This window comes from uncultured Sphingomonas sp. (assembly GCF_964244235.1).
Classification (GTDB): domain Bacteria; phylum Pseudomonadota; class Alphaproteobacteria; order Sphingomonadales; family Sphingomonadaceae; genus Sphingomonas.
Window position 1 is genome coordinate 22,933 of sequence record NZ_CAXTII010000021.1, and the last position, 13,335, is coordinate 36,267.

Consider the following 13,335-nt stretch of genomic DNA (forward strand, 5'->3'; position numbering starts at 1 on the left):
GGATCAATCCTCGATTACGAGATAGGGATCCGCAATGCCGAGCGAGGCGAGCGCTGCGCGCTCGATCTCCTCCATGGCGTCGGCCTCCCCGTCCCCCAGATGGTCATAGCCTAGCAGATGCAGGGTGCCGTGCACCACCAAATGCGTGGCGTGATGTTCGACCGACACGCCGTTCGCGGCCGCCTCCGCCGCGCAGATGCCGTACGCAAGGACGATATCGCCGAGCAGCACTTCACCGTCGTCGGAATTCTGTGTGACGGTCTCGAGCAGGTCGGGCTGGATCATCGGGAAGGACAGCACGTTGGTCGCCTTGTCCTTGTGCCGGTATTGCGCGTTGAGCGTACGGACTTGGTCGTCGTCGGTCAGGCGGATCGATATCTCGATCGTCGCGGGATCGGTGAGCAGTTCCCCATGCGGCGTGCCCGCGATCGCGGCGCTGGCCGCGCGCGTGGCGAGCGCGTCCCAGGCACCCTCGGGCCATGGATCTTCGCGCGAGAGTTCGATCTGGATCATCCGAGGTCCGTCCGGGCAAAATCGTCGCCCTTGTAGAGAAGGGCGGCACCGTTTGCCTTTACGCAGGCATAGGCGAAGCAGTCACCCATATTAAGCCGGGCGGGGTGGCCGCTGCCTTTGCCATACCGACCTTGGGCTGCAATCGCCATGCGACTTTCCACTTCGTCGATGGGCACAAGGCGAATGGTCAGGTCCGCCAAGAGCCGCAGCAATACGTCGCTCGCTTCTTCCAGAGAAACCTTCCGGATGCGAGCGATCGCAACCGTCGCCTCCCACGCGCCGGTTGCGCAGTACAGCCGCTCATTATGGGCATCGAGACGCTCGCTCAGCGCCTTCGCTTCGGGTTCATTCACGACCATGGCCACAAGGGCCGATGCATCGACGAAGACCGTCAATCGTCTTCTTCATCGTTGAGCGAGTCGTAGAATGCTTTGTCGGCCACGAGGCCGGTCGGCTCACCCAACGGATGATCTCGCCAGATTTTTTCCAGCAGTTCATAGGTCGATAAGCGTGAATGATCGCGACGATCGAGTTCCGCCTCACGCGCGGCCGCGAGTTCCCTGACCAACGCGGTCTTCGTCATCCCGCTGCGCATCGCCACGCGGCCGACCAATGCGGCGGTATCTTCGTCCTTGATATAGAGCGATGCCATCGAAAGACCTCCGGGATATTCAAAATATGCCTCGGAATATCCCGAAAATCAACCGTCCGTCCCCTCATACGCCTCGACGATCCGCCCGACGATCGGATGGCGCACGACGTCGCCGACGGTGAAGCGGCAGATCGAAATGCTCTCCACGCCCTCCAGGCGGGTTACCGCATCGCCCAGGCCCGAGGCCGCGATGCCGCCGGGGATGTCGACCTGCTTGGGATCACCGCAGATCACCATCCGGCTGTTCTGGCCGAACCGCGTAAGGAACATCTTCATCTGCGCCTGCGTCGTGTTCTGCGCCTCGTCCAGGATCACGAACGCGTCGGCCAGCGTGCGTCCGCGCATGAAGGCGATCGGCGCGACCTCGATTTCCCCGCTTGCGATCCGCCGCTCGACCTGTTCGGCGGGCAGGCAGTCGTACAGCGCGTCGTAGAGCGGCCGCAGATACGGATCGACCTTCTCCTTCATGTCGCCGGGCAGGAAGCCCAGCCGCTCGCCCGCCTCGACCGCGGGGCGCGACAGGATCAGCCGCTGCACGCTGCCGTTGATGAGCTGCGCCACCGCCTGCGCCACCGCGACATAGGTCTTGCCCGTGCCCGCCGGCCCAAGCGCGAAGATCATGTCGCTGGTCATCAGTTCGCGCATGTAATGCGCCTGCGCGGGCGTACGGGGAACGATCGTCTTCTTGCGCGTGCGGATCATGATCGGCGGCGCGCCGGGTCCGGCATCCGCCTTGATGATGCCGTGCAGCACCGGCTCCGCCGCCATCGCGATCGACGCATCGACCAGCCCGGTATCGACCTCGTCGCCGCGCCCGATCCGCGCGTACAGGTCGTTCAGCACGTCGCGCGCGACCGCGACCTGTTCCGCCGTGCCCTCCAAACCGACCCGATTGCCCCGCGCCGTGATATAGACGCCGAGGCGATTCTCCAGTGCGACCAGGTTGCGGTCATATTGGCCGAACAACGTGCTGAGCAGTTGCGGCTTGTCGAACAGAAGCTCGAGGCGGGAACGATCGCCGGCTTGTGCTGGCACTGGCTTGCGGCTCATGCGGTCCTTTCGAAGACGCTAAGGTTACAAAGTTTACGGAAGTTCGCTCGTTTCATCGCCGAACCACGTGAATGGCGACCGTCGACGGAGCGGTTCGGAAGAGCAAAGTCGGTTGAGCGCTGCTGCATTGCCGTCGATTGTGGCAGCGAGCCGCGCTGTAGGACAGTGCTAATTGGCAAAAGGCCCGATAGATGCTCGGGCTTCGTTCGAACGCCCCGCAACGTCAAGCGGCCCGGGCGGAGCGCTTGCAGCGACGGGTACTGGAGCGGTACCTGCCATCGAATTGGGATCGGCCCGGATCAAATTCACCTCTATCAGATCGCCGATCGCATGATCGCCGATGACATGAACCGATTGCAGCCAGGGCGATTTACCGAGTATCTGCCCGGGCAGTTTCCCCCGACGCTCGACCAGGATCGTGCACGTCCGGCCAAGCGTGGCCCGGTTGAACGCCTGCTGGTCGCGGTTCAGCGCCGCCTGCAGCCGCTGCAGCCGTTCATCCGACACCTCGGGCGCGATCTGGTCGGTCATGGTCGCGGCGGGGGTACCGGGCCGCCGGCTGTATTTGAAGCTGAACGCCTGCGCATAGCCGATCGCGTCGACCAGGCTCAGCGTGTCGGCGAAATCGGCTTCGGTCTCGCCGGGGAAGCCGACGATGAAGTCGCCCGACAGCGCGATATCGGGCCGCACCGCGCGAACCCGGTCCAGCACGCGCAGATAGGAGTCGCGCCCGTGCGACCGGTTCATGGCCTTGAGGACCCGGTCGCTGCCCGACTGGATCGGCAGATGCAGGAACGGCATCAGCGAGGCGACATCGCCATGCGCGTCGATCAATCCTTGCGTCATGTCGTTGGGATGGCTGGTGGTGTAACGGATACGCGCCAGCCCCGGCACGCGGTCCAGCGCGCGGATCAGATCGTGCAGGCCAAGATCTCCCTGCCCCCATGCGTTGACGTTCTGCCCCAGCAGCGTGACCTCGCGCGCGCCGGCATCGACCAGGGCCTTGGCCTCGTCGACGATCGCGGCGAACGGCCGGCTGATCTCGCTGCCCCGGGTATAGGGCACGACGCAATAGGTGCAGAATTTGTCGCATCCCTCCTGCACTGTCAGGAACGCGGAGGGCGGCACGCGGCGTCGTGCCGGCAGCCGGGCGAATTTCGACAGAGCCGGCATGTCCGTGTCGAGAGCCGCGGTGCCGCCAGCGGCCCTTGCCACCAGTTCGGGCAGATTGTGATAGGCTTGCGGTCCGACGACGATGTCGACCTTGGCGCGCGCGACGATCTCCTGACCCTCGGCCTGCGCGACGCAGCCGGCGACGGCGATCATCGGCGCGCGGCCCTGCTTTCCCGCGACCTTGCGGATCCGGCCGATGTCGGAATACACCTTTTCCGTCGCACGCTCGCGGATGTGGCAGGTGTTGAGAACAACCAGATCGGCGACATCCGCATCCGCCTGGGCCAGCCCGTCAGCGGCCATCAGCTCGGCCATCCGGTCGCCGTCATAGACGTTCATCTGGCAGCCGAAGGATTTGACGTGGAAGGTCCTGGGAGGCGATTTCATCCGGAGCCTTTAGCAACTCCTTCCCTGCAAGGGGAGGAGTTAAGCGGCTTCCATCCGCACGCGCGCTTCGGCGGCGATCGCCTTGCGCCCGCCCACCGCCGCCGGATCGAACGGCGCGCAGAACCGCAACGTCGCGGTGAAGGACCCCCGCCGCTGCAACACCCGCTTCGCATGCGCCGCACCCGGTTCGTCGCCCACCCAGGCCAGATCGCCGGTCGCATCGCCGTAATCGATCCGCACCGGCTGCACCCGCACCCCCGGCGGCGGCGGATCGAGCGCCGCCAGCAACGTCGCCTTGAACGGCAACAGCGTCCGCCCGTCCCCCGTCGTTCCTTCGGGAAAGATCGCGATCGGCCATGGCTGCGCGATCGCGGCGCGCATCGCGTCGATCTGCGCCGCGACGTTCAGCCGGTCGTCGCGCGCCACGAACAAGGTGTGGTTCAGCGTGGACAGCCAGCCGACCAGCGGCGCACGGCGCAGCTCCGCCTTGGCCACGAAGGCGGTGCCGGTCGCGCCCGCCAGCAACAGGATGTCGATCCAGCTCAAATGGTTCGAAACGATGACGGCATCGCGCGCCAGCGGCGTCCCGACGATCCGCGCGCGCGCGCCGACGATCCTGGCGCAGGTCCCGAGCAACCACCGCGGCCAGGGCGAAGGACGACGCACCAGCCGCCATCCCCCGTGAAGCACCAACGCCAGCCCGAGCGCGAGCAGCAGCAGCCCCGCACGCCGCCACAGACGCAGTGTCGCCACCGCGCGGTCAGGCCCTGCGGTCGAGGCTGACGCCGTACAATTCCATCCGGTGATCGACGAGACGGAAGCCGAGCTTCTCCGCGATCGCCTTTTGCAGCTGTTCCAGTTCCGGATCGACGAATTCGATGACCTTGCCGGTCTCGACGTCGATCAAATGATCGTGATGCGCCTCGGGCGCGGGCTCATAACGCGCGCGGCCGTCGCCGAAATCATGGCGGTCGAGGATCCCCGCCTCCTCGAACAGGCGGACGGTCCGGTACACCGTCGCGATCGAGATGCCCGGGTCGATCGACGACGCGCGCTCATAGACCTTCTCGACATCGGGATGATCCTCGGCTTCCGACAGCACGCGCGCGATCACGCGGCGCTGTTCGGTGATGCGCAGCCCCTTTTCGTTGCAGAGCGCCTCCAGGTCGATCTTGCGCGCCATGTCCGTCCGTCCCCGTTCCCGGCCACGTGTAGCGCGTCCCGGCTGTTGCGAAAAGCACGACCGACTCGCAACAAGAATCAGGCAAGCATCTTCAGATAGGTGTGGGCATCATGGGCCTGCATATCGGCACCGCGATAGTAATTGCGCCGTTCCCCGACCTTGGCGAAACCGGCGCGGGCGTAAAGCTTCACCGCCTCGTTCCCGGCGCGGACCTCGAGGTGCAGCTGGCGCACCCCGGCATCGCGGCCATCCGCCTCGACCGAACGGAGCAGGGCGGTCGCGATCCCCGCCCGCCGCGTCGCCGGCACGACCGCGAGCAACAGCAATTCGGCCTCGTCGATCACCGTTCGAGTCATCGCGAAGCCGACGGGTATGTCGTCCACATAAGCGAGCATCAGCCGCACCCCGGGCATCGCCATCACGCCGAGCGTCTGGCCCCTGTTCCACGCTTCGCCGAAGCGCGGATCGAACGCCTGCGCCATCAGCGTCTCGATCGCGGCGATGTCCCGCGCGTCCCCGCCGCGCAGCAATATGTTGCGAGTCGCCATCAGCGCGGACTTGCGGGTTTCGCGTCCGGCGGACGGCCATAGATCGGCCTGGGCGGCAGATCGCGCAGCCGCGCCGGCAGCAGTACCGCGTCGGCGGCGTCGGGCAGCGTATCGACCGTATCGATCGACGGATCGACCGCGATCAGATGCCGCACGCCGTTGCCGATCGCCGGCAACCCGCCGATCGCCGCGACCGCATCCGCCGGCTTCAGCGATACCAGCGGCGCGAGCGGCACGAGCATGGACGAATAGGCCTGCATGAAGACCTCGCCATGCCCCCCTTCGAGCACGACCGCAAGCGCGGCCCCCCGCTGCGCGATCCCGGCCGCGGCGACGATCGCCAGCGAGGAGAAGCCCGCAAGTTCCGCCTGCCAGCCGAGCGACAGCCCAAGCGCGGCGGCGAGCCCGACGCGGATGCCGGTGAAGCTGCCCGGCCCGCAATCGACGAGGACCCTGTCCGCCCGACCGCCCCCGGGCAGGTCGGCGATCATCGACACCAGCCGCTCGGCATGCCCGCGGCCGACGACCTCATGCGCTCGCGCGATCACGTCGGGACCCTCGATCAGCGCGACCGAACAGGCAGCGGTCGCGGTTTCGATGACGAGCGTACGATTGCCGACCACGACCGTCACCCCGGCGAAGGCTGGGGTCTCATGCGGCGAGCGCACGTCGTCGGCATCGGACCCCAGCCTTCGCCGGGGTGACGAGCAAAGTCACGCAATGCGGTTGAACTTCTCGAAGCCGGGCCGCGGCAAGCGGTCGTAGATCGTCGCCGGATCGCCATGGCCGAGCGTCGCGATGAAGTTCACATGCACGGCGGGCGTCTCGTGGAAGAACGCCGCGTCGACCTTGCCGCCGTCGAACCCGGACATCGGCCCGGTATCGAGCCCGAGCGCCCGCGCGGCGATGATCAGATATGCGCCCTGCAGGCTGGAATTGCGGAACGCCGACACCTGTCGCAGCTCGGCATTGCCGTCGAACCACGCCTTGGCGTCCACATGCGGAAACAGTTCGGGCAGATATTCGTGGAAGTCGTTGTCCATGCCGATCACGACGCTGACCGGGGCCTTCAGGATCTTGGGCGCGTTCTGCGCGCTGCAGCATTCGGCGAGCTTCGCCTTCGCCTCGTCACTGACACACCAGACCAGTCGCGCGGGCAGCTGGTTGGCGGAGGTCGGCCCCATCTTCATGAGGTCCCAGATCGCGTGCAGGTCCGCCTGGGATACGGGTTCGTCGGTAAAGCCGTTATAGGTACGCCCTTGGCGGAACAGCGCGTCGATCGCGGCGGGATCGATGGATGCGCGCATCAGACGGCCCTCACTTCGGTGACTTCGGGAACATAATAGCGCAGCAGCTGCTCGATGCCGTTCTTCAGCGTGGCGCTCGACGAGGGACAGCCCGCGCACGCGCCCTGCAGCTGCAGGAACACCTTGCCCTTGTCGAAGCCGCGGTAGACGATATCGCCGCCGTCGTTCGCGACGGCGGGCCGCACGCGCGTATCGATGAGGTCGCGGATCTGGATGATGATCTCGGCATCCTCCGGATGATCGGTCGGGATCGCGTCGTCCGCGGAAGGCACGGAAAAACCGGCACGTGCGCTGCGGAACAGCGGCATGGCGGCAGAGAAGTGGTCCAGCAGGATCGCGAGGATATCGGGCTTGAGGGCCGGCCAGCTGACGCCGGGCGCGGCCGTGACGGAAACGAAATCGCGCCCGAAGAACACGCCCGTGATATCGCCCAGACCGAAGATCGCCTCGGCGAGCGGGCTCGCCTCCGCCTCCTCGGGCGTCGCGAAATCGCGCGTGCCGGCTTCCATGACGGTGCGGCCCGGCAGAAATTTCAGCGTCGCCGGGTTGGGCGTGGGTTCGGTCTCGATGAGCATGGCCGGCATGTGGCGCGGCGACGGGTGCGATGCAAGCCGGGAGGTGGAAACGCCGGGTTTCCACCGCCTTTTCGCTCCGGCAAAAGGCCGGGGGTCTGAAGCGGCCGGCGTACGCTTCGCGCCGCGGCGAAACCGCGTCGTCAGTCGCCGCCTTCGGCGTCGCTGGCAAGGCCTCGGCGATCGTGCCGGGGTCGGCCTGGCTAATCCCGGACGCCGCGCTAGACGTCCAATTGCTTCACCGCGGCGTTCCAGCTGCTGATGTTGTCTCGCGCTTCCTGGACGAATGCCGACCGGCGGACGAATCCCAGGAAGAAATCCGCGATCCATTTGCCCGGATTGCGCAAGGGGCGCCCGAACTGGACGAGCAGGACGACGCGGGTGCCGTCGGTGTCGTTCCACACTTCGTGCTGATACGTGTCGTCGAACACCAAAGTCTCGCCTTCCGCCCAACGGACGATCCGGTCGTCGACGCGCATCCGGACGTCACCGTCGCGCGGCACGATCAGCCCGAGGTGACAGGTGATCAGCCCCTTGGTCACGCCGCGGTGGTCGGGGATGTGCGTGCCGGGCGCGAGGATCGAGAAGAACGCGCTGTTGAGACCCGGGATCTGCGCGACGATCTTCGCCGTTTCGGGGCAGCGCGCCAGGTTCTCGTCGATCGGGAAACCATATCCCCAGAGGAAGAACGACCGCCATTTGTTCACTTCCGCGATCGCGCGGTGATCGGGGGAGATCGTCGCGAGACTGGGCGCGGCCTCGCCCTGCAACGCCACCGCGACCGCCTCGTCGCGGATCGTCTCCCAATGGTCGCGAAGGATCGCGGTCCAGGCGAAATCGCGCATGTCGAGCACGGGGTCGTTCGTCACCAGCGACGACGATGCGATCAGCGTGTCGAACACGCCGCGCAGATGCTTGCCGAACTTGATGATGAAGGGTCGGTTGGGCTCCGCCTGCATCTTGCTGCCCGGCGCTGGCGCACCGGAGATGACGTTCAGATCGGGTACCCGGAGCGACCGCGCGCCGTCGTGGCCCACGCCGTCCTCGCCCGAATTCCGCCACATTGCCGCTCCGGAGCGGGACATGCGCTTCGTTTCAACCTTGACCGTCATTCCCACGTCCTCGTGCCGTCCGGCTCTTATCATGAACGGTGCCCGCGCATGCCCCATCACCGGCGCGACCGTTCCCAACGGGCCGACTACCCGCACTCTGGGTCGAAATCATGGCCGTTGCGTGCGAAGTTGGCGGGACCTAAGGGCGAGCGCAAGGGGGTGAGGAGCTTGGCAGGTCACATGGTGCACATCCCCCGCGCGTTCGTTGCGCCCCTTTTATTGGCCGCAAGCCTCACCGGCACCGCGACGGGCCGGTTGCCACAACAAGTTGCACCTTCCCAAGTCACCGTCCCCGCCACTGTCGCACCCGTCGATCTTTCAAAGATCGACACCCGCGCCTGGTTGTTCGCCGACAGCGACATCCCGCCGGACCCCGAATGGCATTTCGGCACTTTGCCCAACGGACTTCGCTACGCGGTTCGCAAGAACGGCGTGCCGCCGGGCCAGGTCGCGATCCGGGTCCATGTCGATGCCGGATCGCTGATGGAGACCGACAGCCAGCGCGGCTTCGCGCATTTCATCGAGCATCTGTCGTTCCGCGGGTCCGAATATGTCCCCGACGGCGAGGCGAAGCGGGTGTGGCAGCGGTTCGGCGCGTCGTTCGGCACCGACACCAATGCGCAGACGACCTATACGTCGACGACCTACAAGCTCGACCTGCCGTCCGCGACGCCGGCGGGGCTGGACGAAAGCCTCAAGATCCTGTCCGGCATGATGGCGCAGCCCGCGATCACCCCCGCCGCGCTGGACGCCGAACGGCCCGTGGTGCTGGCCGAACAGCGCGAGCAGCCGGGGCCGCAGGTGCGCATGGGCGACGCGATCCGCGCGACCTTCTTCGCCGGGCAACCGATCGCCGGCCGCGCGCCGATCGGCACGGTCAGGACGCTCGACGCCGCGACAGCGGACGCGGTGCGCGCGTTTCACGACCGCTGGTATCGTCCCGGCCGAACCGTCGTCATCATTTCGGGCGACATGGACCCGGACGTCTTCGCCGCCGGCATCGTCCGGCATTTCTCGCAGTGGAAGGGCGTCGGCGACAATCCGGCGGACCCCGATTTCGGCAAGCCCGACCCTGCCAGGCCAGCCGCCGGCGCGGTCGCCGAACCGTCGCTGCCCCCCGTCGTCGCGGTCGGCGTCGTCCGCCCCTGGCATTACAATTCGGACACCGCGATCTTCAACCAGAAGCGGCTGGTCGATACGCTTGCGACCCGGCTCATCAGCCGCCGGCTGGAAACGCGCGCACGCGCCGGGGGCAGTTTCCTCCAGGCCGCGGTCTCGCTCGACGACGTGTCGCGTTCCGCCAACATCACCTCGGTCAATATCATACCCGTCGGCAACGACTGGGAATCCGCGCTGAAGGATGTGCGCGGCGTCATCGAGGACGCGAAGACCAACCCCGCCACGCAAGCCGAGATCGACCGCGAATATGCCGATCTCGATACCGGCATGCGCACCGAGGTGGAAACCGCGAAGGTGGAAGCAGGCGGACGCCAGGCGGACAATATGAGCGAGGCGATCGACATCCGCGAAACCGTCGCCTCGCCCGCGGTATCGTACAAGATCCTGACCGATGCGCGCGCGAAGGGCATGTTCACCCCCGCCGCGGTGCTCGCCTCGACGAAGCGCATCTTCACCGGCGACGCGACTCGCGCGGTCGTCAACACCCGCGTCGCAGAGGACAACAGCGTCGGCAAGCTGGCGGTGGCGCTCAAGGCGGATGTCGGCGGGCTGGCGCAGAAGAAACGCGCGCAGGGGTCGGTCAGCTTCGCGCGGCTGCCGTCGCTCGGCAAGCCCGGGACGGTCGTGTCGCGCACGCCCGTCGACGGGCTGGACATGGAACAGATCGCGTTCGCCAACGGCGTGCACCTGCTGCTGTTCCCCAACAGCGGCGAAACGGGGCGTGTCTATGTCCGCATCCGTTTCGGCCGCGGCTACGACGCCTTGCCCGCCATGCATGAAAGCGCGGCCTGGGCGGGCGATCTGGCGCTGATGCAGGGTGGGATCGGGAAGCTCAACCAGGGCGACCTCGACCAGATGACCGCGGGACGGCGGATCGGCATCGATTTCGACATCGGCGACGATGCCTTCTCGCTTGCCGGGCTGACGTCCGCGCAGGACATGCCCGACCAGTTGAAGCTGATGGCGTCCGCGCTCGCCCGGCCCGGCTGGGACCCTGCCCCGGTCGCGCGCGCGCGCGGGGTCGCGCTGACCAGCTATGACGGCTATTCGGCCTCGCCCGACGGCGTACTGTCGCGCGACCTCGAACGGCTGCTCCACGACGGCGACCCGCGCTGGGGCACCCCGCCGCGCGCCGCGATCGACACGCTCACCCCGGGGGCATTCCGCGCGCTGTGGCAGCCGCTCGTCGCCGGCGGGCCGATCGAGGTCTCGGTGTTCGGCGATTTCAAGGCGGACGACGCGGTCGCCGCGGTCGCCACGACCTTCGGCGCGCTGCCGCCACGGGCGGTGGACGCCACGCCGGTGCCGCCGGTCCGCTTCCCCGCGCATGTCGATACACCGGTGATGCGCCAGCATGACGGCGCGGCGAACCAGGCGGTCGCGGTGATCGCATGGCCGACGGGAGCCGGGATCGACGACATCCGCGACAGCCGACGGCTCGACGTCCTGGCGCAGGTGTTCTCCGACCGGTTGTTCGAGAAATTGCGCCAGGCGGACGGCGCGAGCTACAGCCCCAACGTCTCGTCGAGCTGGCCGATCGGGCTGCCCGGCGGCGGGCGGCTGCTGGCGATCGGGCAGGTCGCGCCAGCCAACGTGCCACTGTTCTTCACCACCGCGCGCGCGATCGCGGCGGACCTTGTCGCCAATCCGGTCGGGCAGGACGAACTGGTGCGGATCATGGGACCGATGCGCCAGGTGCTGATGCGCGCCTCCACCGGCAATCCGTTCTGGCTGCAGCTGATGGCGGGCGCGACCTTCGATCCGCGGCGGATCGACGCGACCCGGTCGATCGCGAAGGATTTCGCCGCCATCACCCCCGCCGATCTGCAGGCGACCGCCGCGAAATATCTGGTCCCGGCGCGCGACTGGACGATGGCGGTGGTGCCGAAGCCGGTGAAGACGAGTGCGCAAGCCATGGCGGCACCCGCCGGGTAAGCGCGCGCGGCCGATCGGCCATACGCTTTTCCCTGTCCTACAGCGAACCTTTATGGTTCACGACTGTCGGACATACAGGGAGACGGCCGATGCCCGGGGACTTGGCGACGCTGATCGACGACGTGATCGATCGCGAAGGCGGCTTCGTCGACGATCCGGCCGATCCGGGCGGCGCGACGTGCTGGGGCGTGACCCGTGCGGTCGCGAGGGCGAACGGGTATGCGGGCGACATGCGCGCCTATCCGCGCGCCGCCGCGGTCGATGTCTATCGCCGACTCTACTGGTTGGCACCCGGGTTCGACCGGGTCGCCACGCGCGCGCCGCACCTCGCGGCGGACCTGTTCGATACCGCCGTGAACATGGGGGCGGCGGTCGCCACGGGCTTCCTGCAACGCGCGCTCAACGCGCTCAACCGCGGCGGGCGCGATTATCCCGATCGACCCGTCGACGGGAAGATCACTCCCCGGACGCTCGCCGCGCTCGACGCCTTCCTGGCGCACCGCGCGCCCGGCGGCGAGGCGGTGCTGGTCAAGGCGATCGAGGCGTTGCAAGGCGAACGCTATCTGACGCTCGCCGAGCACCGTCCGGCGGACGAGGCGTTCCTGTACGGCTGGCTCGCCAACCGGATCGGTTAGCCGTAGCGCGAATGGCGGGCGGTGGCGCTCCGGTGGCGAATGCCGTACACCGCCGGGGTGATCCGCCGCCGCCCCATCGCCCGCCGCCTCGCCATGCTTGGCATGGTGTTCGCCGCGGCGGGATGCTCGCCGCCCGGCATTCTCGATACGCTCAATTCGCTGACACCGGGTGATTCGGATGCGCACCGTGCAGCGACTGCGGTGGCCTATGGCCCCGCGCCCCGCCAGCGGCTCGACGTGTGGACGCCCAAATCGAACGGTACAGCTCTGCGGCCCGTAGTGATCTTCTTCTACGGTGGCGCCTGGGTAAAGGGATCGCGCGGCGATTACGGCTTCGCGGGCCGTGCCTATGCGGCGCGGGGCTTCGTTGCCGTCGTCCCCGATTACCGGCTGGTGCCGAGTGTGCGCTTCCCCGCCTTCGTCCAGGACGGCGCGCTGGCAATCAGGTGGACGCGCGACCATGCCGCACAGTTCGGCGGCGATCCGACGCGGATCACGATCGCGGGGCATTCGGCGGGGGCGTATATCGGCGCGATGCTGGCGCTCGACCCGCATTATCTGACCGACATCGGCGTCGCCCCGACGACGATCCGCGCCGCCGCCTTGCTGGCGGGGCCGTATGATTTCTACCCCTGGGACGACAGCCGCGCGGTCGATGCGTTCGCCAACTGGCCGCGTCCCGAGGAAACGCAGCCGATCCATTATGCCCGCGCCGACGCGCCGCCGATGTGGCTCGCCGCCGGCACCGCCGATACGACGGTCAAACCGCGCAACAGCGTTGCGCTGGCCGATCGCCTGAAGGCATCGGGCGCGCCGGTGCGCTTGCGCGAATATCACGGCAAGAGCCATGTCGATCTGGTCATGGGCCTGTCGAAGCCGTTCCGCGGCCGTGCACCGACGCTGGACGACAGCGCCGCGTTCCTGATGGCGCATTCGCGGTAGATTGCGGCACCCCGCAAGGCTTCCCATATCCCGGTCATGAGCGCGAACGAGACCTCCATGCCGGTCTGGCATGGCACCACCATATTGTCGGTACGGCGCGGCGGCACGGTCGTCACCGCCAAGGTCGATGAGCCGCTGGTCTCGACC

General features: G+C 67.4%; 15 protein-coding genes. 3 read left to right on the top strand and 12 right to left on the bottom strand.

Annotated elements, in window-relative coordinates; genetic code table 11:
- Positions 1 to 3: 3 nt before the first annotated feature.
- From ybeY to ACFE7D_RS05770, 12 genes are all read right to left on the bottom strand, one after another.
- Positions 4 to 513 (bottom strand): rRNA maturation RNase YbeY, encoded by a 510-nt coding sequence (gene ybeY / locus ACFE7D_RS05715; protein WP_375394467.1) that lies wholly within the window; start codon positions 511 to 513, stop codon positions 4 to 6.
- A complete protein-coding gene (locus ACFE7D_RS05720; RefSeq protein WP_375394468.1) occupies positions 510 to 908 on the bottom strand; it encodes a type II toxin-antitoxin system VapC family toxin in 399 nt (132 codons plus the stop codon). The genes ybeY and ACFE7D_RS05720 overlap by 4 nt, the downstream gene beginning before the upstream one ends.
- The gene (locus ACFE7D_RS05725) at positions 905 to 1,165 is read right to left on the bottom strand and encodes a type II toxin-antitoxin system VapB family antitoxin (RefSeq protein ID WP_375394469.1); all 261 of its coding nucleotides are present in this window, start codon (positions 1,163 to 1,165) and stop codon (positions 905 to 907) included. The genes ACFE7D_RS05720 and ACFE7D_RS05725 overlap by 4 nt, the downstream gene beginning before the upstream one ends.
- A gap of 48 nt (positions 1,166 to 1,213) precedes the next feature.
- Positions 1,214 to 2,215: a PhoH family protein gene (locus tag ACFE7D_RS05730; RefSeq protein WP_375394470.1), complete on the bottom strand. Its 1,002-nt coding sequence runs from the start codon at positions 2,213 to 2,215 to the stop codon at positions 1,214 to 1,216.
- A gap of 168 nt (positions 2,216 to 2,383) precedes the next feature.
- The gene (miaB, locus tag ACFE7D_RS05735; protein WP_375394471.1) at positions 2,384 to 3,775 is read right to left on the bottom strand and encodes a tRNA (N6-isopentenyl adenosine(37)-C2)-methylthiotransferase MiaB; all 1,392 of its coding nucleotides are present in this window, start codon (positions 3,773 to 3,775) and stop codon (positions 2,384 to 2,386) included.
- Positions 3,776 to 3,814: 39 nt separating this feature from the next.
- Entirely contained in the window at positions 3,815 to 4,528 is a 714-nt protein-coding gene (locus ACFE7D_RS05740) for a lysophospholipid acyltransferase family protein (RefSeq protein WP_375394472.1), read from the bottom strand.
- Positions 4,529 to 4,535: 7 nt separating this feature from the next.
- Positions 4,536 to 4,958, bottom strand: coding sequence for a Fur family transcriptional regulator (locus ACFE7D_RS05745; protein WP_375394473.1), 423 nt, complete (start codon positions 4,956 to 4,958; stop codon positions 4,536 to 4,538).
- 77 nt (positions 4,959 to 5,035) lie between these two features.
- On the bottom strand, positions 5,036 to 5,506 hold the full coding sequence (locus ACFE7D_RS05750) for a GNAT family N-acetyltransferase (protein WP_375394474.1): 471 nt from the start codon (positions 5,504 to 5,506) through the stop codon (positions 5,036 to 5,038).
- On the bottom strand, positions 5,506 to 6,174 hold the full coding sequence (tsaB, locus tag ACFE7D_RS05755; protein ID WP_375394475.1) for a tRNA (adenosine(37)-N6)-threonylcarbamoyltransferase complex dimerization subunit type 1 TsaB: 669 nt from the start codon (positions 6,172 to 6,174) through the stop codon (positions 5,506 to 5,508). Before tsaB ends, ACFE7D_RS05750 begins: the two co-directional genes overlap by 1 nt.
- A gap of 45 nt (positions 6,175 to 6,219) precedes the next feature.
- On the bottom strand, positions 6,220 to 6,813 hold the full coding sequence (locus ACFE7D_RS05760) for a malonic semialdehyde reductase (RefSeq protein ID WP_375394476.1): 594 nt from the start codon (positions 6,811 to 6,813) through the stop codon (positions 6,220 to 6,222).
- Positions 6,813 to 7,388, bottom strand: a complete 576-nt coding sequence (locus ACFE7D_RS05765) for a NifU family protein (protein WP_375394482.1) — start codon at positions 7,386 to 7,388, stop codon at positions 6,813 to 6,815. The genes ACFE7D_RS05760 and ACFE7D_RS05765 overlap by 1 nt, the downstream gene beginning before the upstream one ends.
- Positions 7,389 to 7,606: 218 nt before the next feature.
- Entirely contained in the window at positions 7,607 to 8,449 is an 843-nt protein-coding gene (locus ACFE7D_RS05770; RefSeq protein ID WP_375394477.1) for an aspartyl/asparaginyl beta-hydroxylase domain-containing protein, read from the bottom strand.
- Positions 8,450 to 8,677: 228 nt separating this feature from the next.
- Here ACFE7D_RS05770 and ACFE7D_RS05775 point away from each other — a divergent pair, with 228 nt between their 5' ends.
- The 3 genes from ACFE7D_RS05775 to ACFE7D_RS05785 all read left to right on the top strand — a co-directional run bounded on the left by ACFE7D_RS05775 (position 8,678) and on the right by ACFE7D_RS05785 (position 13,188).
- Complete coding sequence (locus ACFE7D_RS05775; protein WP_375394478.1) at positions 8,678 to 11,611, top strand: M16 family metallopeptidase; 2,934 nt, start codon at positions 8,678 to 8,680, stop codon at positions 11,609 to 11,611.
- A gap of 89 nt (positions 11,612 to 11,700) precedes the next feature.
- Positions 11,701 to 12,246 carry a glycoside hydrolase family 108 protein gene (locus ACFE7D_RS05780; RefSeq protein ID WP_375394479.1) on the top strand — a complete coding sequence of 182 codons (546 nt, stop codon included), beginning with the start codon at positions 11,701 to 11,703 and terminating at the stop codon, positions 12,244 to 12,246.
- Between the two features lie 39 nt (positions 12,247 to 12,285).
- Positions 12,286 to 13,188, top strand: coding sequence for an alpha/beta hydrolase (locus tag ACFE7D_RS05785; RefSeq protein ID WP_375394480.1), 903 nt, complete (start codon positions 12,286 to 12,288; stop codon positions 13,186 to 13,188).
- Positions 13,189 to 13,335 lie beyond the last annotated feature (147 nt).

Coding starts and splice junctions, on each gene's coding strand:
- ybeY (WP_375394467.1), bottom strand. CDS start 513: ATGATCCAGATCGAACTCTCGCGCGAAGATCCATGGCCCGAGGGTGCC.
- ACFE7D_RS05725 (WP_375394469.1), bottom strand. CDS start 1,165: ATGGCATCGCTCTATATCAAGGACGAAGATACCGCCGCATTGGTCGGC.
- ACFE7D_RS05730 (WP_375394470.1), bottom strand. CDS start 2,215: ATGAGCCGCAAGCCAGTGCCAGCACAAGCCGGCGATCGTTCCCGCCTC.
- miaB (WP_375394471.1), bottom strand. CDS start 3,775: ATGAAATCGCCTCCCAGGACCTTCCACGTCAAATCCTTCGGCTGCCAG.
- ACFE7D_RS05745 (WP_375394473.1), bottom strand. CDS start 4,958: ATGGCGCGCAAGATCGACCTGGAGGCGCTCTGCAACGAAAAGGGGCTG.
- ACFE7D_RS05750 (WP_375394474.1), bottom strand. CDS start 5,506: ATGGCGACTCGCAACATATTGCTGCGCGGCGGGGACGCGCGGGACATC.
- ACFE7D_RS05760 (WP_375394476.1), bottom strand. CDS start 6,813: ATGCGCGCATCCATCGATCCCGCCGCGATCGACGCGCTGTTCCGCCAA.
- ACFE7D_RS05765 (WP_375394482.1), bottom strand. CDS start 7,388: ATGCTCATCGAGACCGAACCCACGCCCAACCCGGCGACGCTGAAATTT.
- ACFE7D_RS05770 (WP_375394477.1), bottom strand. CDS start 8,449: ATGTGGCGGAATTCGGGCGAGGACGGCGTGGGCCACGACGGCGCGCGG.
- ACFE7D_RS05775 (WP_375394478.1), top strand. CDS start 8,678: ATGGTGCACATCCCCCGCGCGTTCGTTGCGCCCCTTTTATTGGCCGCA.
- ACFE7D_RS05780 (WP_375394479.1), top strand. CDS start 11,701: ATGCCCGGGGACTTGGCGACGCTGATCGACGACGTGATCGATCGCGAA.
- ACFE7D_RS05785 (WP_375394480.1), top strand. CDS start 12,286: ATGCCGTACACCGCCGGGGTGATCCGCCGCCGCCCCATCGCCCGCCGC.